Origin of the sequence: Rhizobium sp. WYCCWR 11128, from assembly GCF_013416305.1 — a bacterium.
GTDB lineage: Bacteria > Pseudomonadota > Alphaproteobacteria > Rhizobiales > Rhizobiaceae > Rhizobium > Rhizobium indicum.
The window spans coordinates 440842-464862 of the sequence record NZ_JACCEZ010000003.1; the positions used below are offsets into that span (position 1 = coordinate 440842).

General features: G+C 58.9%; 21 protein-coding genes. 9 read left to right on the forward strand and 12 right to left on the reverse strand.

Annotated features, from left to right (window positions below; genetic code table 11):
• Positions 1–36: 36 nt before the first annotated feature.
• A complete protein-coding gene (gene acs / locus HX898_RS14425; protein ID WP_180194945.1) occupies positions 37–1992 on the reverse strand; it encodes an acetate--CoA ligase in 1956 nt (651 codons plus the stop codon).
• Positions 1993–2224: 232 nt separating this feature from the next.
• Between acs and HX898_RS14430 the strand changes: the two genes are divergently transcribed.
• The gene (locus tag HX898_RS14430) at positions 2225–2929 is read left to right on the forward strand and encodes a DUF1013 domain-containing protein (RefSeq protein ID WP_007632151.1); all 705 of its coding nucleotides are present in this window, start codon (positions 2225–2227) and stop codon (positions 2927–2929) included.
• A 76-nt stretch (positions 2930–3005) separates the two neighbouring features.
• On the opposite strand, the gene HX898_RS14435 is transcribed toward HX898_RS14430, so the two are convergent.
• The 3 genes from HX898_RS14435 to HX898_RS14445 form a co-directional block, all read right to left on the reverse strand.
• Positions 3006–3941 (reverse strand): flagellin, encoded by a 936-nt coding sequence (locus HX898_RS14435; protein ID WP_029874623.1) that lies wholly within the window; start codon positions 3939–3941, stop codon positions 3006–3008.
• Positions 3942–4096: 155 nt separating this feature from the next.
• The gene (locus tag HX898_RS14440; protein ID WP_180194946.1) at positions 4097–6007 is read right to left on the reverse strand and encodes a propionyl-CoA synthetase; all 1911 of its coding nucleotides are present in this window, start codon (positions 6005–6007) and stop codon (positions 4097–4099) included.
• A 75-nt stretch (positions 6008–6082) separates the two neighbouring features.
• Positions 6083–6742: a YggS family pyridoxal phosphate-dependent enzyme gene (locus HX898_RS14445; RefSeq protein WP_138331970.1), complete on the reverse strand. Its 660-nt coding sequence runs from the start codon at positions 6740–6742 to the stop codon at positions 6083–6085.
• Positions 6743–6942: 200 nt separating this feature from the next.
• On the opposite strand from HX898_RS14445, the gene leuS reads away from it, so the two are divergent.
• The 3 genes from leuS to holA are packed head-to-tail and all read left to right on the forward strand — an operon-like array spanning position 6943 to position 11135.
• Positions 6943–9573, forward strand: a complete 2631-nt coding sequence (gene leuS / locus HX898_RS14450) for a leucine--tRNA ligase (protein WP_180194947.1) — start codon at positions 6943–6945, stop codon at positions 9571–9573.
• On the forward strand, positions 9563–10084 hold the full coding sequence (gene lptE / locus HX898_RS14455; protein WP_138331972.1) for an LPS assembly lipoprotein LptE: 522 nt from the start codon (positions 9563–9565) through the stop codon (positions 10082–10084). Before leuS ends, lptE begins: the two co-directional genes overlap by 11 nt.
• A gap of 10 nt (positions 10085–10094) precedes the next feature.
• Positions 10095–11135, forward strand: coding sequence for a DNA polymerase III subunit delta (gene holA, locus HX898_RS14460; protein ID WP_180194948.1), 1041 nt, complete (start codon positions 10095–10097; stop codon positions 11133–11135).
• Positions 11136–11208: 73 nt separating this feature from the next.
• Here holA and HX898_RS14465 read toward each other — a convergent pair whose 3' ends face one another.
• The 8 genes from HX898_RS14465 to hemE all read right to left on the reverse strand — a co-directional run bounded on the left by HX898_RS14465 (position 11209) and on the right by hemE (position 19987).
• Positions 11209–12090, reverse strand: coding sequence for a ParB/RepB/Spo0J family partition protein (locus HX898_RS14465; RefSeq protein ID WP_017962618.1), 882 nt, complete (start codon positions 12088–12090; stop codon positions 11209–11211).
• A gap of 32 nt (positions 12091–12122) precedes the next feature.
• Positions 12123–12917, reverse strand: a complete 795-nt coding sequence (locus tag HX898_RS14470; protein ID WP_011654065.1) for a ParA family protein — start codon at positions 12915–12917, stop codon at positions 12123–12125.
• A gap of 19 nt (positions 12918–12936) precedes the next feature.
• Positions 12937–13554: a 16S rRNA (guanine(527)-N(7))-methyltransferase RsmG gene (gene rsmG, locus HX898_RS14475; RefSeq protein WP_180194949.1), complete on the reverse strand. Its 618-nt coding sequence runs from the start codon at positions 13552–13554 to the stop codon at positions 12937–12939.
• Positions 13555–13579: 25 nt separating this feature from the next.
• Positions 13580–15457: a tRNA uridine-5-carboxymethylaminomethyl(34) synthesis enzyme MnmG gene (mnmG, locus tag HX898_RS14480; protein ID WP_180194950.1), complete on the reverse strand. Its 1878-nt coding sequence runs from the start codon at positions 15455–15457 to the stop codon at positions 13580–13582.
• Between the two features lie 72 nt (positions 15458–15529).
• Positions 15530–16849: a tRNA uridine-5-carboxymethylaminomethyl(34) synthesis GTPase MnmE gene (gene mnmE / locus HX898_RS14485; protein ID WP_180194951.1), complete on the reverse strand. Its 1320-nt coding sequence runs from the start codon at positions 16847–16849 to the stop codon at positions 15530–15532.
• A gap of 104 nt (positions 16850–16953) precedes the next feature.
• On the reverse strand, positions 16954–18219 hold the full coding sequence (gene rho, locus HX898_RS14490; RefSeq protein WP_012759538.1) for a transcription termination factor Rho: 1266 nt from the start codon (positions 18217–18219) through the stop codon (positions 16954–16956).
• Positions 18220–18416: 197 nt separating this feature from the next.
• Positions 18417–18953, reverse strand: a complete 537-nt coding sequence (gene hemJ, locus HX898_RS14495) for a protoporphyrinogen oxidase HemJ (protein ID WP_138389340.1) — start codon at positions 18951–18953, stop codon at positions 18417–18419.
• 2 nt (positions 18954–18955) lie between these two features.
• On the reverse strand, positions 18956–19987 hold the full coding sequence (hemE, locus tag HX898_RS14500) for a uroporphyrinogen decarboxylase (RefSeq protein WP_138331979.1): 1032 nt from the start codon (positions 19985–19987) through the stop codon (positions 18956–18958).
• Between the two features lie 401 nt (positions 19988–20388).
• Here hemE and HX898_RS14505 point away from each other — a divergent pair, with 401 nt between their 5' ends.
• The 5 genes from HX898_RS14505 to dnaQ are packed head-to-tail and all read left to right on the forward strand — an operon-like array spanning position 20389 to position 24019.
• A complete protein-coding gene (locus HX898_RS14505) occupies positions 20389–21210 on the forward strand; it encodes a pyruvate, water dikinase regulatory protein (RefSeq protein WP_138389338.1) in 822 nt (273 codons plus the stop codon).
• 33 nt (positions 21211–21243) lie between these two features.
• Positions 21244–21843: a Maf-like protein gene (locus HX898_RS14510; protein WP_180194952.1), complete on the forward strand. Its 600-nt coding sequence runs from the start codon at positions 21244–21246 to the stop codon at positions 21841–21843.
• A complete protein-coding gene (locus HX898_RS14515) occupies positions 21836–22693 on the forward strand; it encodes a shikimate dehydrogenase (RefSeq protein WP_138389337.1) in 858 nt (285 codons plus the stop codon). Before HX898_RS14510 ends, HX898_RS14515 begins: the two co-directional genes overlap by 8 nt.
• On the forward strand, positions 22693–23304 hold the full coding sequence (gene coaE, locus HX898_RS14520) for a dephospho-CoA kinase (RefSeq protein ID WP_180194953.1): 612 nt from the start codon (positions 22693–22695) through the stop codon (positions 23302–23304). The genes HX898_RS14515 and coaE overlap by 1 nt, the downstream gene beginning before the upstream one ends.
• Positions 23297–24019 (forward strand): DNA polymerase III subunit epsilon, encoded by a 723-nt coding sequence (dnaQ, locus tag HX898_RS14525; RefSeq protein ID WP_180194954.1) that lies wholly within the window; start codon positions 23297–23299, stop codon positions 24017–24019. Before coaE ends, dnaQ begins: the two co-directional genes overlap by 8 nt.
• Positions 24020–24021: the final 2 nt, after the last annotated feature.

The window sequence follows — 24021 nt, forward strand, 5'->3', positions numbered from 1 at the left end:
AGCCGCCCCGGAAGGGGACCGGAACGGCTCGATCTATCAGGCGGTCGCCTTATTCTGCCGGTTGGCGATCAGATCGTCGACGACTGCCGGATCGGCAAGCGTCGAAGTGTCACCAAGCGCGCCGAAATCGTCTTCGGCGATCTTGCGCAGGATGCGGCGCATGATCTTGCCGGAGCGGGTCTTCGGCAGGCCGGGCGCAAACTGGATCTTGTCGGGCGCGGCGATCGGGCCGATCTCGGCCCGCACATGTTTTACCAGTTCCTGCCGAAGCGTATCCGATCCCTCGTGACCGGACATCAGCGTCACATAGCAATAAATACCCTGGCCCTTGATCGGATGCGGGTAACCGACGACTGCGGCTTCCGAAACTAGATTATGCGAGACGAGGGCGGATTCCACCTCGGCCGTGCCCAGCCGGTGGCCGGAGACGTTCAGCACGTCGTCGACGCGGCCGGTGATCCAGTAATAGCCGTCCGCATCGCGCCGGCAGCCATCGCCGGTGAAATACTTGCCCTTGTAGGTGGAAAAATAGGTCTGGATGAAGCGCTCGTGATCGCCATAGACCGTGCGCATCTGGCCCGGCCAGCTATCGGTGATGCACAGATTGCCGTCGGCCGCGCCTTCCAGCACCTTGCCTTCATTGTCGACCAGCTGCGGCTTGACGCCGAAGAACGGGATCGTCGCCGAGCCGGGCTTCAGATCGGTGGCGCCGGGCAGCGGCGTGATCATGTGACCGCCGGTTTCCGTCTGCCACCACGTATCGATGACGGGGCAGCGCTTGTCGCCGACGACATTGTAATACCACTCCCAGGCCTCGGGATTGATCGGCTCGCCGACCGTGCCGAGCAGGCGCAGCGAAGAGCGCGAAGAGCGCGTGACGAAGTCGTCGCCGGCACCCATCAGCGAGCGGATCGCCGTCGGCGCCGTATAGAAGATGTTGACCTTGTGCTTGTCGATGACTTCCCAGAAACGCCCCTGGTCCGGGAAATTCGGCACGCCCTCGAACATCAGCGTCGTTGCGCAGTTCGCAAGCGGCCCATAGACGATATAGGAGTGGCCGGTCACCCAACCGACATCGGCCGTACACCAGTAGACGTCGCCGTGGTGATAATCGAAGACATATTCATGCGTCATCGCCGCATAGACGAGATAACCGCCGGTCGTGTGCAGCACGCCCTTCGGCTTGCCGGTCGAGCCGGACGTATAGAGAATGAAGAGCGGATCTTCCGCCTTCATCTTCACCGGCGGGCATTCCGCCTTCACGGTGGCAATTTCCTGGTGATACCAGAGGTCGCGGCCCGGCGCCCAGCCGGTCTTGCCGCCGGTGCGGCGAACGACCAGAACCTTCTCCACAATCACGTGCTGGCGTGCCGCAATGTCAATTGCGGTATCGGTATTGTCCTTCAATGGCACCGGCTTGCCGCCGCGCAGGCCTTCGTCGCAGGTGATGACGAAGGTGGATTCGCAGTCGACGATGCGCCCGGCCAGCGCCTCGGGCGAGAAACCGCCGAAGACGACCGAATGCACCGCGCCGATGCGGGCGCAGGCGAGCATCGCATAGGCCGATTCCGGGATCATCGGCATATAGATGGTGACGCGATCGCCCTTCTTGACGCCGTGCTTCTTCAACACGTTCGCCATCCGGCAGACATGCTCGTAGAGCTCGTTATAGGTGACCTTCTTGTCGATATAGGGGTTGTCGCCCTCCCAGATGATCGCCACCTGGTCGCCATTCGTTTTCAGATGACGGTCGATGCAATTATAGGAGACGTTTGTCTGACCGTCCTCGAACCATTTGATCGAAACCTTGCCGGTAAAGGAAGTGTTTTTGACCTTGGTATAGGGCTTGAACCAGTCGATCCGCTTGCCGTGCTTGCCCCAGAACTTGTCCGGGTTCTCGACGCTTTCCTGATACCATTTCAGGTACTTTTCCTTATCGATCAGGGCGCGCGCCTTCACCGGCTTCGTGACCGGGTAGATCTTCTCCGACATGCAACTCCTCCTCATGGGACATGCGACGGGCCGATTGAGCTGGGAAGGGCCCGGACTTGAAATCACGGCAATTCATAGCAGTTCGCATCGCCACGGCAATTAGACAAAGGTCATTTCATTTCGGAAGAATTGCAATTCTGCGACAGTGCGGTTATATAGCGCCATATTTCCCGGACATTGTGGTGACAATCCACGGACCGCGACCGGCGCGGACGATAGAAGGACTATATCCATGGCTCAAACACTGCTCATGCCGAAGGCGACAGCCATCTGGCTCGTCGACAATACGGCACTGTCTTTCGATCAGATCGCGCAGTTCTGCAAACTGCATCCGCTCGAAGTCAAGGCGATCGCCGATGGCGAAGCGGCGCAGGGCATCAAGGGCCTCGACCCGATCTCGACAGGACAGCTTTCCCGCGACGAGATTGCCCGCGCCGAGGCCAATCCGAACCACAAGCTGAAGCTTTCCGAACCGAAGGTGCGGGTGCCGGAATCCAAGCGCCGCGGTCCGCGTTATACGCCGGTTTCCAAGCGTCAGGACCGCCCGAACGCCATTCTCTGGCTCGTTCGCAACCATCCGGAGCTGAAGGACGCGCAGATTTCCCGCCTCGTCGGCACGACGAAATCGACGATCGAGCAGATCCGCGAGCGCACCCACTGGAACTCCGCCAACCTGGCGCCGATGGATCCGGTCACGCTTGGCCTCTGCAGCCAGATCGATCTCGACATGGAAGTGGAAAAGGCCTCCAAGGGCCGTCCGCTGCCGACCGCTGCCGAGCTTGGCGCGACGCTGCAATCGGCCCAGGAAACCGAGCGCCTGACCCCGAGCTACGAGCGCGAGGAGGAAAAGGAAAAGGAAATCGACGCCGATGCCGTCTTCCGCAAGCTGAGCTCGCTGCGCTCGGCGCCGAAGGACGAGGATGACGATCAGTACTGAGACATCATAGATCGCATGAAAAACCCGCCGGTATGAGCTGACCGGCGGGTTTTTTGTTGCGGATGGCCTGTTTCGATTAGCTGCGGAACAGGGTGAGGATGTTCTGCGCCGAGCTATTGGCGATCGAAAGCGACTGGATGGCAAGCTGCTGCTGCGTCTGCAACGCCGTGAGCTTGCTCGATTCCTCCTCCATATCAGCATCGACCAGGCGTCCGACGCCGGAGTCGATCGAATCGTGAAGGCCGCTGACAAACGTTTCCTGCAGCTGGATACGGGTCGAGATCGAGCCGAGCGCCGAGCCGGCGGCGGTCATGGCGCCGAGAACCAGTTCGATACCGGCCAGGGCTGCGTCGAGCTGACCCTGGGTGAAACCAGTGATGTCGAGAGCATATATCGACGGCATGACGATGACGGTACCGCCATAGGTTCCGTTGAAGGCCGTACCGATGATACCGCTGCTCGTCTCGATCGCACCGGTGCTGGTCATGCCGAAAAGCACGTTTCCAAGCGTGCCCGAATTGAGCACGTAGTCCGTCGTCTTGACCGAAACGGCATTGCTGCCGTCGCGCACGAAGGACGAGACGACGCTCTTCGTGCCGGAGGCGCCGGCAACCCAGTTTTCGCCGGAGAAGGATGCCGATTGGGCAATGCTGAGCAGCTGCTCCTGAAACTGGTCGAGTTCCTGCTGGATCTTCGTCTTGTCGACACCCTTTTCCGTGGCGGCGACGATCTTGGCCTTGATTTCGCTGACGACATCGAGCGCGCTATCCATGGCCGAATAGGCGGTATCGACCTTCGCTGCACCAAGCCCGAGCGCGTCGGAGACGGCCGAAAGCGCCTTGTTGTCAGAACGCATGGTCGTAGCAATCGACCAGTACGCGGCATTGTCCGCCGCCTTTTCGACGCGATAACCCGAGGAAACGCGACCCTGGGTGTCCTTGAGGCTATCGTTTACGCCGCGCAAAGTCTGCAGCGCTGCCATGGCAGCGTTGTTGGTGAGGATGCTTGTCATGATCCGTTCCACAATCGTTGAGAAAGGGGCAATCCGGACTAGGCCGGTAACGGCGACCGCGTCATGCAAAGCCTGCTATGCAAGCCATTGCCGTTAACAAATGCTTGCATCAACATGGTTAACAATTCCTCAATTAGGCTTACCGAAAGTTTAATTCACATCGGCAAGGAGCCTAAACCGCGCCCGCGCAGCGCCTCGGCAATTTCCTCTAAAATCGTTGGATCATCGATGGTTGCAGGCATTTTCCAGGGTATGCCGTCGGCGATCTTCTGCATCGTGCCGCGCAAGATTTTGCCGGAGCGTGTCTTCGGCAACCGGTTAACGGTGATGGCCGTTTTGAAGGCGGCAACAGGCCCGATCGAATCACGAATCATCGCCACGACCTCTGATTCGATCGCCGTCGTGTCACGGGAAACATGTCGCTTCAGCACCAGGAAACCGCAGGGCGCCTGACCCTTCAGCGCATCGATCACGCCGATGACCGCGCATTCGGCGACATCGGGATGACGCGCACACACTTCCTCCATCGCCCCTGTCGAGAGCCGATGCCCGGCGCAATTGATGATGTCGTCGGTGCGCGACATAATGAAGAGATAGCCGTCCTCATCGACATAGCCGGCATCGGCCGTCTTGTAATAGCCGGGAAACTCATCGAGATAGGCCGAGCGAAAACGGTCGTCAGCGTTCCAGAGGGTCGGCAGGCAGCCGGGCGGCAGGGGCAGCTTCACGACGATATTGCCGAGTGTTCCCACCTCGATCGGATGACCGGCATCGTCGAGCACCGCAATATCATAGCCGGGCATCGGCAACGCCGGCGACCCGTGCTTGACGGGAAGGGCGCCGAGACCAAGCGGATTTGCGGCGATCGGCCAGCCGGTCTCCGTCTGCCACCAATGATCGATGACGGGTATGCCAAGCATGCGCTCGGCCCATTTCAACGTCTCCGGATCCGCCCTCTCGCCGGCAAGAAACAGAGCGCGCAAATCCGGCATGGGATATTGGCGCATCAGTTCACCGTCACCGTCCTCCCGCCGGATGGCGCGGAATGCCGTCGGGGCCGTGAAGAGCACCCGCACCTGATATTCTGAAACGATGCGCCAGAATGTACCTGCATCCGGAGTGCCGACCGGTTTTCCCTCGAAGATCAGAGTGGTTACGCCTGATAGCAGCGGGGCATAGACGATATAGGAATGCCCGACGACCCAGCCGATATCCGAAGCCGTCCAGAAGACCTCGCCCGGCTTCAAGCCGTAGATATTCCGCATCGACCAGTTGAGCGCGACCATATGGCCGCCATTGTCGCGCACGACGCCCTTCGGTTGGCCCGTCGTGCCCGAGGTATAGAGGATGTAGAGCGGATCGGTGGCCTTGACGGAGACACAGGCGATCTCATCGCCACGATGCTGCGCCACCGCCACCTCGAAATCCTGATCTCGACCGCTGACGAGATCTGCCCGAAGCTCCGGCCGCTGCAGCACCAGACAGCGATCCGGCTTCGAACGCGCGATCGCAATCGCCTGATCGACCAGTGGCTTGTAGGCGACGATGCGACCAGGCTCGAGCCCGCAGCTCGCGGTGATCACCAGCTTCGCAGCGCAATCGTCGATTCGCGCAGCAAGTTCGCTGGCGGCAAACCCGCCGAAAACGACGGAGTGAACCGCCCCGATGCGGGCGCAGGCGAGGATGGAAAAGACCGCCTCCGGCACCATCGGCATATAAAGGATGACGCGATCGCCTTTGCCGATGCCGCGCTCGACCAGTGCTGCTGCGATGGCCATCACCTCCCGAAGCACCTCATCATAGGTGAAACGGCGCTTTTCGCCGTTCATTGCGCTGTCGAAGATGACGGCTGTCTCGCCGCCGCGGCCGCCAGCCACATGCCGGTCCAGGCAATTGTGGCATGTATTGGTTTCGGCGTCTGAGAACCAGCGGCCATAGACGCCGTCATTGGGTGAAAAAATCCGCTCTGGCGGCTTGAACCAGTCGATGTCACTGGCCGCTTCGCGCCAGAAGGCTTCGGGATCGCGTTTCCAGGCCGCATAGGCCTGATGATAGCCGTTCCGCATCTGCTCCTCCCCAGGACATGCAAACCTAATCTAGGCGGCATTAAGGGGAACAGGAAGCCCGACCAAAGCAGCGTTTCAGCGCGTGCCGAAAATCGCTGATCCCACACGCACGCTCGTGGCGCCAAAGGCGATGGCCGTCCCGTAGTCGCCCGACATGCCCATGGAAAGTTTTTCGACGCCGCATTTGAGCGCGAGCTTAGCCAGCAGGGCGAAATGCGGTCCGGGATTTTCCTCGGCCGGCGGAATGCACATCAAACCTTCGATCGAAAGGCCGAGTTCGTCGCGGCAGAGGGCGACGAAGGCCGGCGTGTCGTCAGGAGCGATGCCGGCCTTCTGCGGTTCGAGCCCGGTATTGACCTGGACATAGAGCCGCAGCGCCTTGCCTTGCCGCTTCATCTCTTCGGCAAGCGCGCGGGCGATCTTTTCCCGGTCTACCGTCTCAATGACGTCGAAAAGCGCCACAGCATCCGCCGCCTTGTTCGATTGCAGCGGTCCGATCAGATGCAGCTCGATATCCTGATGCTCGGCCTTCAGCGCCGGCCACTTGCCCTGGCTTTCCTGCACCCGGTTCTCGCCGAAGACACGCTGCCCGGCTTCAATGGCCGGGCAGATCGCGTCCGCCTCGAAGGTCTTCGACACCGCGACGAGCTGAACGGAACCCGCCGGACGACCTGCCTCGCGTTCCCCGGCCGCAATCCGCGACCGCACATCGTTCAAGCGCTCTTGAAGTTCCATCGTTCTGCCTCGACATACCAGCATGAAAGGATCGGCAATGAACTAACCAGCCAGCCTGTGCTTGCCAAGACCCGCCTTCGCGAAATCGCCTGGTCATGACCAAGATCGGACGCTCGCAGCGCCTGCAAAACTTGACGCTACGGTGGTTTCATGGTGAAGGTCTCGACCAACTCCCCTGATTTTCCGGATATACGAATACCATGGCCACCGAACGTTATAATCCGCGCGATGCCGAGCCCCGCTGGCAGCAGAAATGGAATGAAGACAAGGTCTTCGAGACCGACAATGCCGATCCGCGCGAAAAATATTACGTCCTCGAAATGTTCCCCTATCCCTCGGGGCGCATCCACATGGGTCATGTCCGCAACTACGCCATGGGCGATGTCGTCGCCCGCTACAAGCGCGCCCGCGGTTACAACGTGCTGCATCCGATGGGCTGGGACGCCTTCGGCATGCCGGCGGAGAATGCCGCCATGGAGCGCGGCGTGCATCCCGCCTCCTGGACGTACCAGAATATCGGCTCGATGAAGGCGCAGCTGAAGGCCATGGGTCTTTCGCTGGACTGGAGCCGCGAATTCGCCACCTGCGACGTCGAATATTATCAGCACCAGCAGCATCTCTTCCTGGATTTCCTCGAGAAGGGCCTGGTCTATCGCAAGCAGTCGAAGGTCAACTGGGATCCTGTCGATAACACCGTGCTCGCCAACGAACAGGTGATCGATGGCCGCGGCTGGCGTTCCGGTGCGCTGGTCGAACAGCGCGAACTGACGCAATGGTTCTTCAAGATCACCGACTTCAGCCAGGATCTGCTGGACGCGCTGGATACGCTCGACCAGTGGCCGGAAAAAGTGCGCCTGATGCAGAAGAACTGGATCGGCCGTTCGGAAGGCCTGACGATCCGCTGGGAGATCGTGCCGGAAACGACACCTGCCGGCGAGAGCGAACTGACGGTCTATACCACCCGGCCGGACACGCTGTTCGGCGCTTCCTTCTTGGCAATCGCCGCCGATCATCCCCTGGCGAAGGATGCCGCCGGGAAGAACCCTGATATCGAAGCCTTCTGCGACGAGTGCCGCCGCGCTGGCACCTCACTCGCAGCACTCGAGACCGCCGAAAAGAAGGGCATGGATACCGGTATCCGCGTCCGGCACCCGTTCGATCCTTCCTGGGAACTGCCGGTCTATATCGCCAATTTCGTCTTGATGGATTATGGCACGGGCGCGATCTTCGGCTGCCCCTCAGGCGACCAGCGCGACCTTGATTTTGCACGCAAATATGGCCTGCCGGTGGTGGCTGTCGTCATGCCGAGGGATGGCGATGCGGCAAGCTTCTCCGTCGGCGACACGGCCTACGACGGTGATGGCGTGATGATCAATTCGCGCTTCCTCGACGGCAAGACGACCGAGGAAGCCTTCAATATCGTCGCCGACCGGCTGTCGGCCGCTTCGCTCGGCAATGCGCCGCAGGGCGAACGCAAGGTCAATTTCCGTCTGCGCGACTGGGGCATTTCCCGCCAGCGGTATTGGGGCTGCCCGATCCCGGTCATTCATTGCGATGATTGCGGTGTCGTGCCGGTGCCGAAGGCGGACCTGCCGGTCAAGCTGCCCGACGACGTCACCTTCGACCAGCCGGGCAATCCGCTCGACCGTCATCCGACCTGGCGCCATGTCTCCTGCCCGAACTGCAGCAAGGATGCCCGCCGCGAGACGGATACGATGGATACCTTCGTCGATTCGAGCTGGTATTTCACCCGCTTTACCGCGCCCTGGGAAGGAAAGCCGACCGATCCGGAGGCGGCAAACCGCTGGCTGCCGGTCGACCAGTATATTGGCGGCATCGAGCACGCGATCCTGCACTTGCTCTATTCCCGCTTCTTCACCCGCGCCATGCGCGAGACCGGTCACGTCGCCGCCACCGAACCCTTCAAGGGTCTCTTCACCCAGGGCATGGTGGTCCACGAGACCTATAGCCGCGGCGCCGGCGCCAGCCGCGAATGGGTGGCACCCGCCGATATCCGCATCGACGAACTCGACGGCAAACGCCGGGCTTTCCTGCTGACGTCTGGCGAAGAAGTTGCGATCGGCTCGATCGAGAAAATGTCGAAATCGAAGAAGAACGTCGTCGATCCCGACGATATCATCGCCTCCTACGGCGCCGATACCGCTCGTTTCTTCGTTCTGTCCGACTCCCCGCCAGAGCGTGATGTCATCTGGTCCGAGGCAGGCGTCGAGGGCGCCCATCGTTTCACCCAGCGTCTGTGGCGCTTGATTTCCGAAGCAGCGGATGCGCTCTCCGCCGTGGTACCTGCGCCGGCCACCGATGGGGAAGCCTTGTCAATCTCGCAGGCCGCCCACAAGACGCTGAAGGCTGTCGAGAACGACTATGACAAGCTGTGGTTCAACAAGGCCGTTGCCCGAATTTACGAACTCGTCAACGCGCTGGCCGCACCGATGACGAGAGTTGCGGCAGGCGAGGGCGATGCCATCTATCGCGCGGCGGTGCGCGATGCCGCCGAGATCCTAATTCAGCTCGTCTCTCCGATGACGCCGCATCTGGCTGAGGAGTGCTGGGCCGCGCTTGGCAATGAAGGCCTGCTTGCCCGGACGAGCTGGCCGCGATACGACGAAGCACTCGTCATCGAAAACGATGTCGTCCTGCCGGTACAGATCAACGGCAAGAAACGCGCTGAATTGACAATTTCTCGCGATGCAGATCAGAATGCCGTCACCGACGCCGTGCTGGATCTGGATGCGGTGAAGAACGCGCTGAACGGACAGGCACCGAAGAAGATCATCGTGGTTCCCCAAAGGATTGTAAACATTGTCGTTTGATATCGCTTGCAAGCTGGCCCGCAATGCCGGCATCGCCATGATCTTTGCCTCGGCGGCTTTTCTCTCCGCCTGCCAGGTCCGACCGCTTTACTCCGAGAGTTCCGGCGTCGTCGAAAAGCTTTCCTCGGTCGGCTTTTCCCCAGCAAGCAGCCGCGTCGAGCAGCAGGTGCGCAATCGCCTGATCTTCCTTGCATCGCGCGGTGCCGGTGAAGCGGTAAACCCGCAATATCAGGTTGAGATTCGCGCTACCACGTCTGTTGCCGACACACTCTTGACGGATTCGACGGATACGTCGCGCGCTGGCCGTGTGACCGTCAGCGTCACCTACACGCTGCGTTCGGCGACCGACGATCACGTCATCAAGGCCGGCAGCCGCGCGACCACGGCGCTGGTGGATTTTTCCGAACAGGAATTCGCCAAGCAGCGGGCGATCCGTGATGCCGAAAACCGCGCGGCGGATCAGGTGGCGGAATTCGTGGGAGCCGATATCGCCGCTGCACTCAGCCGCTGAGGGCGGAGATGTGGCAGAGATAAAATCCCACGAATTCGAGACATTCCTGCAGAAATCGGCACGGAACTATCGGATTTACGTCATCTACGGGCCGGATCGCGGTCTTGTTTCCGAACGGGCAACCCAGCTCGCCGGTAAGAGCGGTGTTGCTCTCGATGATCCCTTCTCGCTGACGAAGCTCGATATTGGCGACCTGCAGAAAGACCCCGGTCGGCTGGTCGACGAGGTCCAGTCGATTGGCCTGTTCGGCGGTGAGAAACTGATCTGGATCCGCGGTGCCGCCAACGAGAAATATCTCGTCGATTCTTTGGCACTGCTGGCCGAAAAACCAATCGAAGCCGCTTATCTGATCGTCGAGGCCGGTGACCTCAAGAAGGGTTCCCTGCTGCGCAAGACCGCGGAAGCCGCCCGATCCGTCATGACGATTCCCTCCTACGCCGATGACAGCCGCGCCCTGAATGCCTTGATCGATACGGAGCTCGGTGCAGAGAAGCTCGGCATTACGCCGGCCGCACGCCAGGCGCTGATCGCGTTGATCGGCGGCGACAGGATCGCTTCCCGAAACGAGGTGCGCAAGCTTGCTCTTTACTGCCGCGGCTTCGATACGGTCGAAGAACATCACGTTACCGAAATAATCGGCGACGCCAGCGCCATCTCGGTTGACGACGCCGTCGATGCCATCCTCGGCGGTGATCTCAACGCCTTTCTGCACTCCATGCAAAAAATCAGCAGCTCGAAAACCGCGATCTTTCTTGTGCTGCAGGCATGCTTGAAGCAATTCCAGCTTCTGGATTCGATGCGCGCCGAAATGGATGAAAAACGGCTGCAGTCGCCTCAAATCATGCAGACAATGGGGCGGCATCTGCATTTCCGCCGCAAGCCGATCATCGAACAGGCGCTGCGCCAGTGGACAGCGGAAAGCATCGCCCGTGAATCCAATCGGCTACAGGCCGCTATTCTGCAAAGCAGACGGCGGCAGGTGCTGGAAGACAGCGTTGCGATGCAAACGCTTCTGTCCACCACCCTTCAATCCGGCCGGAAATCCGCCTGACCAGCACGTCGGCCCAATAATCATGTTTCGGAAAGTACGATGCGTTGTTTCAAGAAGTTAGAGCGTCGGTGCTCTAACGCCTCTCGAGCAAGCGGCAGATTTCCTCGAGCTGCTCTAGCGACTTATAGGAAATTTTAATCTGGCCGCCGCTTGCCTTGTGATTGATCGCAACATCAAGGCCGAGTGCATCGGAAAGCGTCCGTTCCAGCGCCAGCGTGTCGGAATCTTTCTGATCTCGCCGCAAGGCCGCCTGCTGCGGCTCCGATTGTGCCTTGATATTGTTTTGCGCCAGCTTTTCCGCATCACGCACCGACATGCCCTTGGCAACGATCGTACGGGCAAGACTTGCCGGGTCGGATGTCGAAACCAATGCGCGCGCGTGCCCAGCCGATAGGCTGCCGGCGGCAAGTAGATCGCGAACCGGATCCGGCAATTTCAACAGGCGCAACGAGTTGGCAACATGGCTGCGGCTTTTACCGATGATTTCGCCGAGGTCGTTCTGGGTGTAGCCGTATTCCGCGATAAGCTGCTCATAACCCAAGGCCTCTTCGAGGGCATTGAGATCCGCGCGCTGTACGTTTTCGACAATGGCGATTTCCAGCGCCGTCTTATCATCCACATCACGGATAATGACGGGAATCTCGATCAGCCCGGCAAGCTGAGCTGCGCGCCAGCGTCGTTCGCCGGCGATAATTTCATATCGATCCCGCGACATCGTCCGCACAACAATCGGCTGAACGATACCGTGTTGACGAATGGAGCTTGCGAGATCGTGCAGCTCGGAGTCATCGAAGAACCGACGGGGATTGCGGGGGTTACGGCTGACGAACTCGATCGGGATCATTCTGTCGGCGCTGATAGTCCGCTCGGCTTCCACCGGGACAGGCTGATCCATTTCACCAATCAGCGCCGCAAGGCCGCGGCCCAATCGCCTCTTTGATACATCGTCATTCATGATCTACACTCACCTACACCCCTAAAATGATATCACGCGGCCAGTCTTTGGCGTTCTCGCTGGATGACCTCGGAGGCCAGCTGCAGATAGGCCTGACTGCCCGCGCACTTCAAGTCATAGAGAATAGCCGGCTTACCGTAGGACGGCGCCTCGGAAACCCGGACGTTGCGCGGAATTAACGTGTGGTAAACCTTGTCCCCGAGATGCGTACGCACGTCATTGACAACCTGCTGGGCAAGATTGTTGCGCGCATCGAACATCGTCAAGACGATACCCTGAATATCCAGACGCGGGTTAACTGTCCGGCGAACCTGGCTGACGGTCTCGAGCAGCTGGCTCAACCCCTCCAGCGCAAAGAATTCGCATTGCAGCGGAACGAGGACCGAATGCGCTGCCGCCATGGCATTCATCGTCAGCAGATTGAACGACGGCGGGCAATCCAGAAGAATATAAGAAAACGCCATGGCTTCGGGCGAAGACAGCGCTTTCCGCAATTTGAACACCCGATCGCTCTGCTGCGAGATTTCCATCTCGATGCCAAGAAGATCCATCGTCGACGGGACGATAAACAGATTAGGAACCGCTGTTTCGAGGGTCACTTCGGGGATCCCACGATCACCAACCATCAGATCGTAGGAGGAAAGCTTGCGATCACGACGATCGATACCGAGGCCGGTGCTGGCATTGCCCTGCGGGTCGAGATCGACGATCAAGACACGCTCGCCGATAGCAGCAAGCGCCGTTGCCAGGTTGATTGCTGTGGTCGTCTTACCAACGCCACCCTTCTGATTTGCGATGGTGATAATCCGATGTCGTTCGCCAGCCATTGCCGCAATATCCGATCTGTTAAACCAAGCGCCGGAGATTTGATACTTCCAAAATAACAGATTCCTGCTCGACGGCGCTCTTATGTTCTAACAGATCGAATTCCCACCGACCACGTGCTTTGTCGATTTCCTTCCGGTAATCCCGGCCTTTGTGAAAGAAGCCACGACAATTTTCCTTGCCAAACATCCAAGGCGATGAATATCCGATGAGAGAATCAAGATCCGCAAGAGCACGCGCTGAAATCGCGTCGCATTCGCCAACCTCCGTATAAGCATCTTCGATTCGAATGCTATGAACGCTGCCGCGCGCATTTGTCTCCCGCAGCGCTGTCCGCAGAAACGCTGCCTTTTTATGGTTGCTTTCGACCAGATGGACCCATCCACCTTGCAGCTCGGCTAGAAAAATCGCCGTAATAACGCCGGGAAAGCCGCCCCCACTGCCGAGGTCAACCCAGGTAATCGGTTGAGGATGAATCTGAAAGACCTGACTGCTATCAGCGATGTGCCGGTGCCATAGATCATGGAGTGTCGACGGCGCCACCAGATTGATTGCTTTTGCCCACTTCTGAAACAGCGCTGCAAAGTGTTGCAACCGTTCCTGTGTTTCACGTGAAACACGCAAACCGTTTAATTCCATTCTGAAAGACTCTCAAATCTTGTAATCAAGCGCTATGGCGCTCGGCAGGGGATAGTCGACGCAAATGCACGAGCAGCAATGCGATTGCCGCCGGCGTCATCCCTTCAACGATTGCAGCCTGGGCAATATTGAAAGGGCGAGCAGCGCTGAGCTTGACCTTCAGCTCGTTCGAGAGACCGGACAGCGCGTCATAGCTGAAATCAAGCGGTATCTGCCGCTCCTCGTCGCGTTGCTGATCTTTGATCGCCGTGGCTTGTCGATCGAGGTAAACCGAATACCCAGCCTCAATTTCCAGTGCTTCCGCGACTTTCGGTCCAATCATGCCCAGCTTCTCCGGCCAAACAAGGCGGAGCGCGGCGAAATCATAATTCGGATAGGACAGTAAATCATACGCAGTTCGGCGCTGTCCATCGAGATTGATATTCAGGCCAGCACGGCGCGCCTCATTCGGTGTAACCGCCAGCGACTGCAACAGCGCCCGACTGGTTTCGATCTCTGCTTGATAGGATGTGAATCGCTGCACTCGTTCGCCATTGACGCATCCAAGCCGCATGGCCAGGGGCGTCAAGCGCATATCGGCGTTGTCAGCCCGCAAACTCAGTCGATACTCCGCACGCGATGTAAACATTCGATACGGTTCCGTAACGCCTCGTGACGTGAGATCGTCGATCATGACACCAATATAAGAATTCGTCCGACTGAAATGGAACGGTTCCGAATCGCTGCTTCGCAAAGCAGCATTCAGCCCGGCTGCCAATCCCTGCGCGCCCGCCTCTTCATAGCCGGTGGTACCATTGATCTGGCCGGCGAGAAACAAGCCTCTCAACCGTTTGACCTCCAGCGATGGAGTCAACTCTCTCGGATCGACATGATCATATTCGATTGCATAGCCCGGTTGCAGTATTCTTGCCGCTTCGAGGCCGGGAATTGTTTTGATGAAGTCTGCCTGGACCTCCGCCGGCAGGGAGGTAGAAATTCCGTTCGGATAGACCGTGTCATCGTCCAGTCCCTCGGGTTCGAGAAAGACCTGATGTCCATCCCGCTCTCCGAATTTCACCAGCTTGTCTTCGATCGACGGGCAATAACGAGGCCCGACGCCTTCGATCTGCCCGGAATACATTGCCGAGCGCATAATGTTGTCGACAATGATGCGGTGGGTCGCTTCGGTCGTCCTGGTGACCCCGCATTCGATTTGTGGCGTGGTAATCGTGTCGGTCATGAAGGAGAAGGGGACAAGCTCCTCGTCAGCTCCCTGTCGACCGACGGATTGCCAGTCGATCGTCTTTCCGTCCAGCCGGGCGGGTGTGCCGGTCTTCAGACGTCCCAGCCGCAGTCCCAGGCGGGCGAGAGTTGCAGACAATCCGATCGACGGCGCTTCACCGACACGCCCGGCCGGTGTCTTTTCCGACCCGATATGAATAAGACCGCGCAGAAAGGTTCCAGTGGTCAAAACCACTGCCGGCGCTTTCAGGGTTCGACCATCCTTCATGATCACGCCGGCGACGCAACCATCGACAACGTCCAGATCAAACGCATCGCCTTCGATGATATCCAGGTCCGGCGTCGCTTCGATCGCCGCCAGCATTGCCAGGCGATAAAGCTTTCGATCGGCCTGCGTCCGCGGTCCTCGGACAGCCGCGCCTTTCTTCTTGTTGAGCATCCTGAATTGAATGCCTGCAACATCGGCGACGCGACCCATCAGGCCATCCATCGCGTCGATCTCGCGAACCAGATGGCCCTTGCCCAGCCCGCCAATCGCCGGATTACAGGACATGACTCCGATCGTGTCCCGCCTATGCGTAATCAGAGCGGTTTTTGCCCCAAGGCGCGCAGCTGCGCTGGCAGCCTCCGACCCGGCATGGCCCCCGCCGATTACAATCACATCGAAGACATTATCCGTCATTCATGACTCCATATCCGGCAGGCGTTTCACGTGAAACCGTACAGCCCTTTAGCTCCAAAGGTTTCACGTGAATCATTTGCCAATACAAAATTCGGAGAAGATCACCCCGAGCAACTGTTCGACATCCACTCGTCCGGTAATTCTGCCCAAATACTCAGCCGCAATTCGCAGCTGCTCGGTCCGCAGTTCAAGATTCACATCCGTCTGCGATATGGCCGCATCAATCGCCACTAAACATTTCGCTAGCGAATCCTTATGCCGCTGCCGGGTGGGGATTGCCATAGACAGGCCAGCACAACGTCTCTCAACGATGTCGCCGATCAACCGCCGTAGTTCCGGCAGACCGTCACCCGTCGCGGTCGAAATCTGCAGATCATACCGACTCGAAGCGACTTCGGTCAGATCCATCTTTGTCCCGACAGTAACATGCGGAGAGGACTGCTCCAAGTCGTCGGGAATCAGCGGTTTCGTCATGTCGACCAGCAACAGGACAAGATCAGCATCACGCAGTGCCACACGCGCGCGCCGCACACCTTCCATTTCGACTTTGTCATCCGCCTCGCGAAGACCCGCAGTGTCATAGAGCTTGATCAGGTAACCATCAATATCGAGATCAACCTGCAGCACGTCGCGGGTGGTTCCGGCAATCTCCGTCACGATTGCCACGTCACGACGCGCCAAAGCGTTCAATAGGCTTGATTTCCCGGCGTTCGGAGCCCCCGCGATGACCACCTTGAAGCCGTCCCTGATAATTTCGCCGGCCGAAGCTGCGGCCAGGTGATGCTCGATATCGTTGCGGAGCGTGCCCATATCGGCCCAGACCATATCCGATACTGACCCCGGAACGTCATCCTCGTCAGGGAAATCAAGTTCCGCCTCGATCAGCGCTCGGGCGCGCGTTAATCGTTCCGCCCACGAATCGTATATTGTGGAAAGCCCGCCTGCGCTATGTTCGACCGCAAGGCGCCTCTGCATTTCGGTCTCGGCGCCGATGAGATCGGCCAGCCCTTCCACCTCAACGAGATCAAGCTTGCCATTCTCGAAAGCCCGGCGGGAGAACTCGCCTTCAACCGCCGTCCGAACACCCGGAATATCGCCAAGCGCGTGAAACAGCGCCGCCAGCACGGCTCTGCTGCCGTGGATCTGCAACTCGGCCACATCCTCACCGGTAAACGAATGAGGGGCAGGAAAAAACAGCACCAGGCCGCTATCGATCGGCTGATTGTTACGAGCCCGAATCGTTCGGTAAGACGCACGCCGGGCTACCGGCACGGACCCCACGAGCTTCACCAATATGTCTTTGGTCAGCGGGCCGCTGATTCGAACGACTGAAACACCCGACGGCAGGGCACCGCTCGATAGCGCATATATCGTATCATTCAACATGGCCATAACGCCTGGTTCATCGGATGGAATCGAAATCGATTCCTCTCAAACAGAAAAGCTGGAGGCATCGTGACGATGCCTCCAGCTTTAAGGGTGAATCCGGCTAAGGATTAAGTGTTCATCGATTCGAAGAAGTCGGAATTGTTTTTCGTCTGCTTGAGCTTGTCGATCAGGAATTCGACCGCATCGGTCGTGCCCATCGGAGCAAGGATGCGGCGGAGCACGAAGATCTTCTGCAGATCCTGGCGCGGAACCAGAAGGTCCTCCTTGCGCGTACCGGATTTCAGGATGTCCATGGCCGGGAAGATGCGCTTATCGGCGACCTTGCGATCGAGGACGATTTCCGAGTTGCCCGTGCCCTTGAATTCTTCAAAGATCACTTCGTCCATGCGGCTGCCAGTATCGATCAGCGCGGTCGCGATGATCGTCAAAGAGCCGCCTTCCTCGATGTTACGCGCCGCGCCGAAGAAGCGCTTCGGCCGCTGCAGAGCGTTGGCGTCCACACCGCCGGTCAGGACCTTGCCTGACGAGGGAACGACCGTGTTGTAGGCACGGCCCAAGCGCGTGATCGAATCGAGCAGGATGACAACGTCGCGTCCGTGTTCGACAAGACGCTTGGCTTTCTCGATGACCATCTCGGCCACCTGCACGTGACGGACGGCTGGTTCGTCGAAGGTCGAGGAGATAACCTCGCCGCGAACCGAGCGCTGCATGTCGGTCACTTCTTCGGGGCGTTCATCTATCAGCAGGACGATCAGATAGCACTCCGGATGATTGGCGGTGATCGAATGCGCGATGTTCTGCAACAACACGGTTTTACCGGTACGCGGCGGCGCGACGATCAATCCACGCTGGCCCTTGCCGAGCGGCGCTACCAGGTCGATCACACGTGGCGACAGATCCTTGGTGGTCGGAATATCGAGTTCCATCTTGAAGCGCTCGTTTGGATAGAGCGGCGTCAGATTGTCGAAATGAACCTTGTGCCGGATCTGTTCCGGATCGTCGAAATTGATGGTGTTGACCTTGAGCAGCGCGAAATAGCGCTCGCCTTCCTTCGGTCCACGGATCGGGCCTTCGACGGTATCGCCGGTTTTCAGCGAGAAACGGCGGATCTGCGACGGGGAGATATAAATATCATCCGGGCCTGGTAGGTAGTTCGCATTGGGCGACCGCAGGAAGCCGAAACCGTCCTGCAGCACTTCGACGACGCCTTCGCCGATGATTTCGACATCCTGGCTGGCAAGCATCTTGAGGATCGCAAACATCAGCTCCTGCTTGCGCATCGTGCTTGCGTTCTCGACCTCGAGCGATTCGGCAAATGCCAGCAGATCCGTCGGGGATTTACTCTTAAGTTCCTGAAGCTTCATTTCAGCCATGAAGTGACCAATACTCTTTTTAATTTCAAAGGGGAAAGGCGATGTTGGGTCGTATTCGGTACCGCGAAAGGGCTCGCAGACGACTGAACTCTACACACATGCCACGTAGATGAGATGCGCGGAAAATAGCGACTCGCAATCGCTGCCGCAAGAGGGCTGCTTAAAATGAAGCAAATTTAACCTGAGGACGATTTTCCTCAGAACGGCTTCACCACGACGAGGATGACGATCAGGATCATCAGCACTGTCGGGGCCTCGTTCATGAACCGCCAATAACGCGCCGAGCGGCGATTTTCATCCCGCTCGAACGCTCCGACGGCGCGGCTGAAGAACATATGAACAGCGGTCAGCAATACGACGAGACCGATCTTGGCATGCAGCCAGCCGCCCTGGAATCCATAAACCGACCAGGCGAGATAGAGGCCGAAAATCCACGTCAACATCATCGCCGGCGTCATGATGATCCGAAGAAGCCGACGCTCCATCACCTTGAAGGTTTCCGACTGCACCGAGCCGGGCTCCGCATCGGTGTGATAGATGAACAGCCTCGGCATGTAAAACAGCCCGGCCATCCAGGAAATGACCGCGATGATGTGCAGCGCCTTGACCCAGAGGTAGAGATTATCGGGGTTCCAGGCAAAAAGCCCGACCGCCATCAGCGCAAAGAAGGCCAGCGCAAAATGAGCCCGGCGCCGGGCGTAAGCGCCAGACCTCCGATCGGTCTGCTTTTCCATCGTCACGCCCCGCCTCGCACACGATCCACCAACAGACGCACATGCTCGGGATCGGCCTGCGGTGTAATGCCGTGACCGAGATTGAAGATCAGCGGACCATTGCCGAGATGCTGCAGAATATCATCGATGCCTTCCTCCAGCGCCCGGCCGCCGGCAACGACGCGCATCGGATCGAGGTTGCCCTGAACCGGTCCGTCTTTCTGAAGTTCGGCTGCAAAGGCCAGCGGGACCGACCAATCGAGGCCGATCGCATCTGCGCCCGTCTTCTGGCGATAGGTCTTGAGCTGATAGCCGGCGCCCTTGGCAAAAGCGATGATGCGAGCATGCGGCCGTTGTGATTTGACGGAAGCAATCATCCGCGCAACCGGCCTGATCGCAAACGCCTCGAACTCCTTCTCACCGAGAACACCTGCCCAGGAATCGAAGATCTGCACGGCATCGGCGCCGGCATCGATCTGGGCGACGAGATAATCGGCCGATACGTCGGCAAGCAGCATCAGCAGATGCTCGAAGGCGCGGGGATGCTTGTAGGCGAAGAGACGGGCAGGGGCCTGATCCGGCGTGCCGTGACCGGCGATCATGTAGGTCGCAACCGTCCATGGCGCCCCGCAGAAACCGAGCAGCGTCGTCTCCGCTGGCAGTTCTTCACGCAGCCGCCGTACCGTCTCCAGAACCGGCCTGAGATAATCGACAACCTCTTCGCCGTTCAAACTGCCGATCCCGGCTTCATCGATCGGATCCATCTCCGGGCCATGGCCCTCGGTGAACCGGACATTTCGCTTCATTGCGTCTGGAATGACCAGGATATCGGAAAACAGAATGGCCGCATCGAAGCCATAGCGGCGCATCGGCTGCAATGTCACTTCGACGGCATACTCAGGCGTGTAGCAGAGATCGAGAAAACTCCCTGCCTTTGCCCGTGTCTCCCGATATTCCGGGAGATAACGTCCTGCCTGTCTCATCAGCCAGAGAGGAGGAGGGGAGAGACTCTCGCCACTCAAAACCCTCATGATCTTTCGGCGCGTATCGCTCAAGCGCTTCTTCCCTATAAAATAACAAAGATATTTTAAAAGGTTTCTATTTCTTAGAGTCGGTGACTATCAAGGATTAAAATCCATCCACCGCCGATGCAATTTGTCGCGCGGCTGCAAAACAACATCGGAAAGATTTGTCCATCTCGTCCAAATTTCGGGGAGAAGCCGAATCCAGAAATGATTCCAAATCCTTCCGGATCGACAATTTTTCTCATAGCTGTGGACAGGCTGTGGACGAGCTTTCAAGAAGCCCAGCCCTTCCCCATCGTCCACAGGGCCAACCGAAACCGTTCGGCAAAATCCGAAATGTGGATAAGGAGGCATGTTTTCCCTTGCCGGAGACTGCCTCGCCGCCGTAGCTCTGTTTCATCCAGTGTTTTCAACAGGCAGCGGAAAATAGCGTGGAGAACAGAACGAACTTCTTTCATCTGCATCTGATTTCTGACTCAACGGGAGAGACTCTGATCTCCGCCGGGCGCGCCGCGTCGGCGCAGTTCAGATCGGCGCAGCCGATCGAACATGTCTATCCACTGATCCGCAATCGCAAACAGCTGCTGCCGGTTCTGCAGGCGATCGATGACGCCCCCGGCATCGTGCTCTACACCATTGTCGACCGGGAGCTTGCGAGCCTGATCGATGAGCGCTGCATCGAGATGGGTGTCGCTTCGGTGAATGTGCTGGAGCCGGTGATGAATGCCTTCCAGATCTATCTCGGCGCCCCGTCGCGCCGTCGGGTCGGAGCTCAGCATGTGATGAATGCCGGCTACTTCGCGCGCATCGAAGCGCTGAATTTCACCATGGATCACGATGACGGCCAGATGCCCGACGATTACAACGATGCCGATGTGGTGATCATCGGCATCAGCCGGACGTCGAAAACACCGACCAGCATCTATCTTGCCAACCGAGGCATCAAGACGGCGAACATTCCGATCGTCTATGGCGTGCCATTGCCCGAGAGCCTCTTCGTCGCGAGCAGACCGCTGATCGTCTGCCTGATCGCCACCACCGACCGTATTTCCCAGGTGCGGGAAAACCGGGTGCTCGGGGTGACGCAGGGTTTCGATCGCGAACACTACACCGATCGCGCCGCGATTTCCGAGGAACTGAAATATGCCCGCTCGCTTTGCGCCCGTCATAACTGGCCGCTGATCGACGTCACCCGCCGCTCAATCGAGGAAACAGCCGCAGCAATCGTTGCCCTGCGGCCGAAGCTGCGCTAAGCGCTGACGAAAAGCCGGCACGCCGAGGAACCCATGACACCGAAACTCATCCTTGCATCGTCGAGCCCGTTTCGCCGGATGCTGATGGAAAATGCCGGTCTGTCCTTCGAGGCGCATGCCGCAAGGATCGATGAACGGGCCGTCGAAGCGCCGTTGGAAAAAGCCGGTGCTAAGCCTGATGCCGTGGCCCTCGTCCTGGCCAGGGCCAAGGCGGAGGAGGTCAGCAGCCGCTTTCCGGATTGCCTGATCATCGGTTCGGATCAAACAATGTCGCTCGGCGACAGCGTCTTCCATAAACCGAAGGACCTGGCTGGCGCGGCTAGCCACCTTCAAGCTCTTTCCGGCGTAACCCACAGATTGAACAGCGCCGTCGCGATCGTCAGCGACGGCGTGGTCTTGTGGGAACATCTCGCCCATGCGGAATTGACGATGCGGCCACTGACGGTGGAGTTCATCGCCAGGCATCTGGCGCGGGTTGGCGAACAGGCGCTTTCCAGCGTCGGCGCCTATCAATTGGAGGGGGAGGGCATCCAGCTCTTCGAAAAGATTGAAGGTGATTATTTCACCATTCTCGGCCTGCCGATGCTGCCGCTCTTAAAAAAATTGCGAGAACTCGGAGCGATCGATGGGTGATTCACGTGAAACATTCGGGCCGAAGGCGTTTGTCACGGGCTTTCCCATCAAGCATTCGCGCTCGCCACTGATCCACGGATATTGGCTGAAGACGCTCGGTCTGCCGGGCAGCTACCGCGCTCATGAAGTGGCACCCGAGGCCTTTGCCGATTTCATTCACTCGTTGAAGGACGGCAGTTCCGGCTTTATCGGAGGCAATGTCACCATTCCTCACAAGGAATTGGCGTTCCGGCTCGCCGACAAGCCGGACGCGCTATCGCGCGAACTCGGCGCCTCGAACACGCTCTGGCGGGAGGATGGCGCCCTGCATGCGACGAATACCGACGGTCGTGGCTTCATCGCCAATCTCGACGAACGCCATCCCGGCTGGGACCGGCATGGCACGGCCGTCGTCTTTGGCGCCGGCGGCGCCAGCCGCGCGATCATCCAGGCGGTCCGTGATCGTGGTTTCAAGGAGATTCACGTCGTCAACCGCACCGTCGAACGCGCGCGTGAACTCGCGGATCGTTTTGGCCCGCGTGTCCAGGCCCATCCGGCCGGAGCGCTTGCCGAAGTGATGAAAGGGGCCGGCCTCTTCATCAATACCACCTCGCTCGGCATGGACGGCGAGCAGGCGCCGCAACTCGATTTCTCGCCTCTGGCAGCCGATGCCGTCGTCACCGATATCGTCTATGTGCCCTTGAAGACGCCGATCCTGACGCAGGCGGAAGAGCAAGGGTTTCCCATCGTCGATGGTCTCGGCATGCTCTTGCACCAGGCCGTACCCGGCTTCGAAAAATGGTTCGGCCAGCGTCCCATCGTCGACGCGGCGCTGCGTGCGCTCATCATCGCGGATATGGAAGCACACTGATGCTGAAGATCGGTCTCACCGGCTCCATCGGAATGGGAAAATCGACAGCGGCAAAGCTCTTCGCCGATGCCGGAATCCCGGTCAATGATTCGGATGCCGTGGTCCACGATCTCTATGCCGGCGAGGCTGCACTCCTGGTGAATGCCGCCTTCCCCGGCACGATGAAGGATGGAGCCGTCGACCGACGTGAACTCGGCCGCCTGCTCGCTCTTGATCCCGACGGCTTCAAACGCCTGGAAGCGATCGTCCATCCGCTGGTTCGCAAACGTGAGACGGAATTTCTGAAGCGACAACGCGCCGCCAGCGCCGACATGGTATTGCTCGATATTCCATTACTTTTCGAAACCGGCGCCGAGGCAAGAGTGGATGTCATCGTCGTCGTCAGCACTGATCCACAGATTCAGCGCCAAAGGGTGCTTGCGCGCGAAGGCATGACCGAGGAAAAATTCGACATGATTCTCTCACGCCAGACGCCGGACACGGAAAAGCGGCGCCGGGCCGATTATCTGATCGACACCAGTCACAGTATCGCGACGACGAGGGAACGGGTGTTCGAGATCGTCGCCGAACTGAAAACGCGGATTGCCAAGGGAGATTTCCGGAATGCGTGAGATCATCTTCGATACGGAAACAACCGGCCTCGACAACCGCGCCGACCGCATCATCGAAATCGGCGGCATCGAGCTCTTCAATCATTTCCCCACCGGCAACACGATCCATATCTTCATCAATCCTGGAGATCAGAAGGTTCATCCGGATGCGCTCGCCGTGCACGGCATCACCGATGAATTCCTGAAGGACAAGCAGCCTTTCGCCGAGGTTGCCGAACAAATCCTCACCTTCTTCGGCGATGCGAAGTGGATTGCCCACAACGCCACCTTCGATATGGGCTTCATCAACGCTGAGTTCGCGCGGATCGGTTTACCGCCAATCCTGCCGGAACGGGTGCTCGACACGCTGTCGATGGCGCGGCGCAAACATCCGATGGGGCCGAATTCGCTCGATGCGCTTTGCCGGCGCTACGGCATCGATAATTCGCACCGCACCAAACACGGCGCGCTGCTCGACTCCGAACTGCTTGCCGAAGTTTATATCGAGATGATCGGCGGCAGGCAGGCAGCGCTCGGCCTCGGTATGGCCGGCAGATCCAACCAGGCAGCCCGCGGTGACATGGCGATGGAAGACGATGTGGTGATTGCTGCCGTGCTCGAGCGGCCCCGGCCGCTCGCCCCGCGCATCAGCCTATCCGAGGAGCAGGCGCATGAGGCGCTCGTCGCCAAGCTCGGTGAAAAAAGCGTCTGGGCGAAATACGCCAATCTCGATTAAAC

Excerpts from the sequence above, each read along its gene's own strand:
- acs (WP_180194945.1), bottom strand. The coding sequence starts at position 1,992 with ATGTCGGAGAAGATCTACCCGGTCACGAAGCCGGTGAAGGCGCGCGCC.
- HX898_RS14430 (WP_007632151.1), top strand. The coding sequence starts at position 2,225 with ATGGCTCAAACACTGCTCATGCCGAAGGCGACAGCCATCTGGCTCGTC.
- HX898_RS14435 (WP_029874623.1), bottom strand. The coding sequence starts at position 3,941 with ATGACAAGCATCCTCACCAACAACGCTGCCATGGCAGCGCTGCAGACT.
- HX898_RS14440 (WP_180194946.1), bottom strand. The coding sequence starts at position 6,007 with ATGCGGAACGGCTATCATCAGGCCTATGCGGCCTGGAAACGCGATCCC.
- HX898_RS14445 (WP_138331970.1), bottom strand. The coding sequence starts at position 6,742 with ATGGAACTTCAAGAGCGCTTGAACGATGTGCGGTCGCGGATTGCGGCC.
- leuS (WP_180194947.1), top strand. The coding sequence starts at position 6,943 with ATGGCCACCGAACGTTATAATCCGCGCGATGCCGAGCCCCGCTGGCAG.
- HX898_RS14465 (WP_017962618.1), bottom strand. The coding sequence starts at position 12,090 with ATGAATGACGATGTATCAAAGAGGCGATTGGGCCGCGGCCTTGCGGCG.
- HX898_RS14470 (WP_011654065.1), bottom strand. The coding sequence starts at position 12,917 with ATGGCTGGCGAACGACATCGGATTATCACCATCGCAAATCAGAAGGGT.
- rsmG (WP_180194949.1), bottom strand. The coding sequence starts at position 13,554 with ATGGAATTAAACGGTTTGCGTGTTTCACGTGAAACACAGGAACGGTTG.
- mnmG (WP_180194950.1), bottom strand. The coding sequence starts at position 15,457 with ATGACGGATAATGTCTTCGATGTGATTGTAATCGGCGGGGGCCATGCC.
- mnmE (WP_180194951.1), bottom strand. The coding sequence starts at position 16,849 with ATGGCCATGTTGAATGATACGATATATGCGCTATCGAGCGGTGCCCTG.
- rho (WP_012759538.1), bottom strand. The coding sequence starts at position 18,219 with ATGGCTGAAATGAAGCTTCAGGAACTTAAGAGTAAATCCCCGACGGAT.
- hemJ (WP_138389340.1), bottom strand. The coding sequence starts at position 18,953 with ATGGAAAAGCAGACCGATCGGAGGTCTGGCGCTTACGCCCGGCGCCGG.
- HX898_RS14510 (WP_180194952.1), top strand. The coding sequence starts at position 21,244 with ATGACACCGAAACTCATCCTTGCATCGTCGAGCCCGTTTCGCCGGATG.
- HX898_RS14515 (WP_138389337.1), top strand. The coding sequence starts at position 21,836 with ATGGGTGATTCACGTGAAACATTCGGGCCGAAGGCGTTTGTCACGGGC.
- coaE (WP_180194953.1), top strand. The coding sequence starts at position 22,693 with ATGCTGAAGATCGGTCTCACCGGCTCCATCGGAATGGGAAAATCGACA.
- dnaQ (WP_180194954.1), top strand. The coding sequence starts at position 23,297 with ATGCGTGAGATCATCTTCGATACGGAAACAACCGGCCTCGACAACCGC.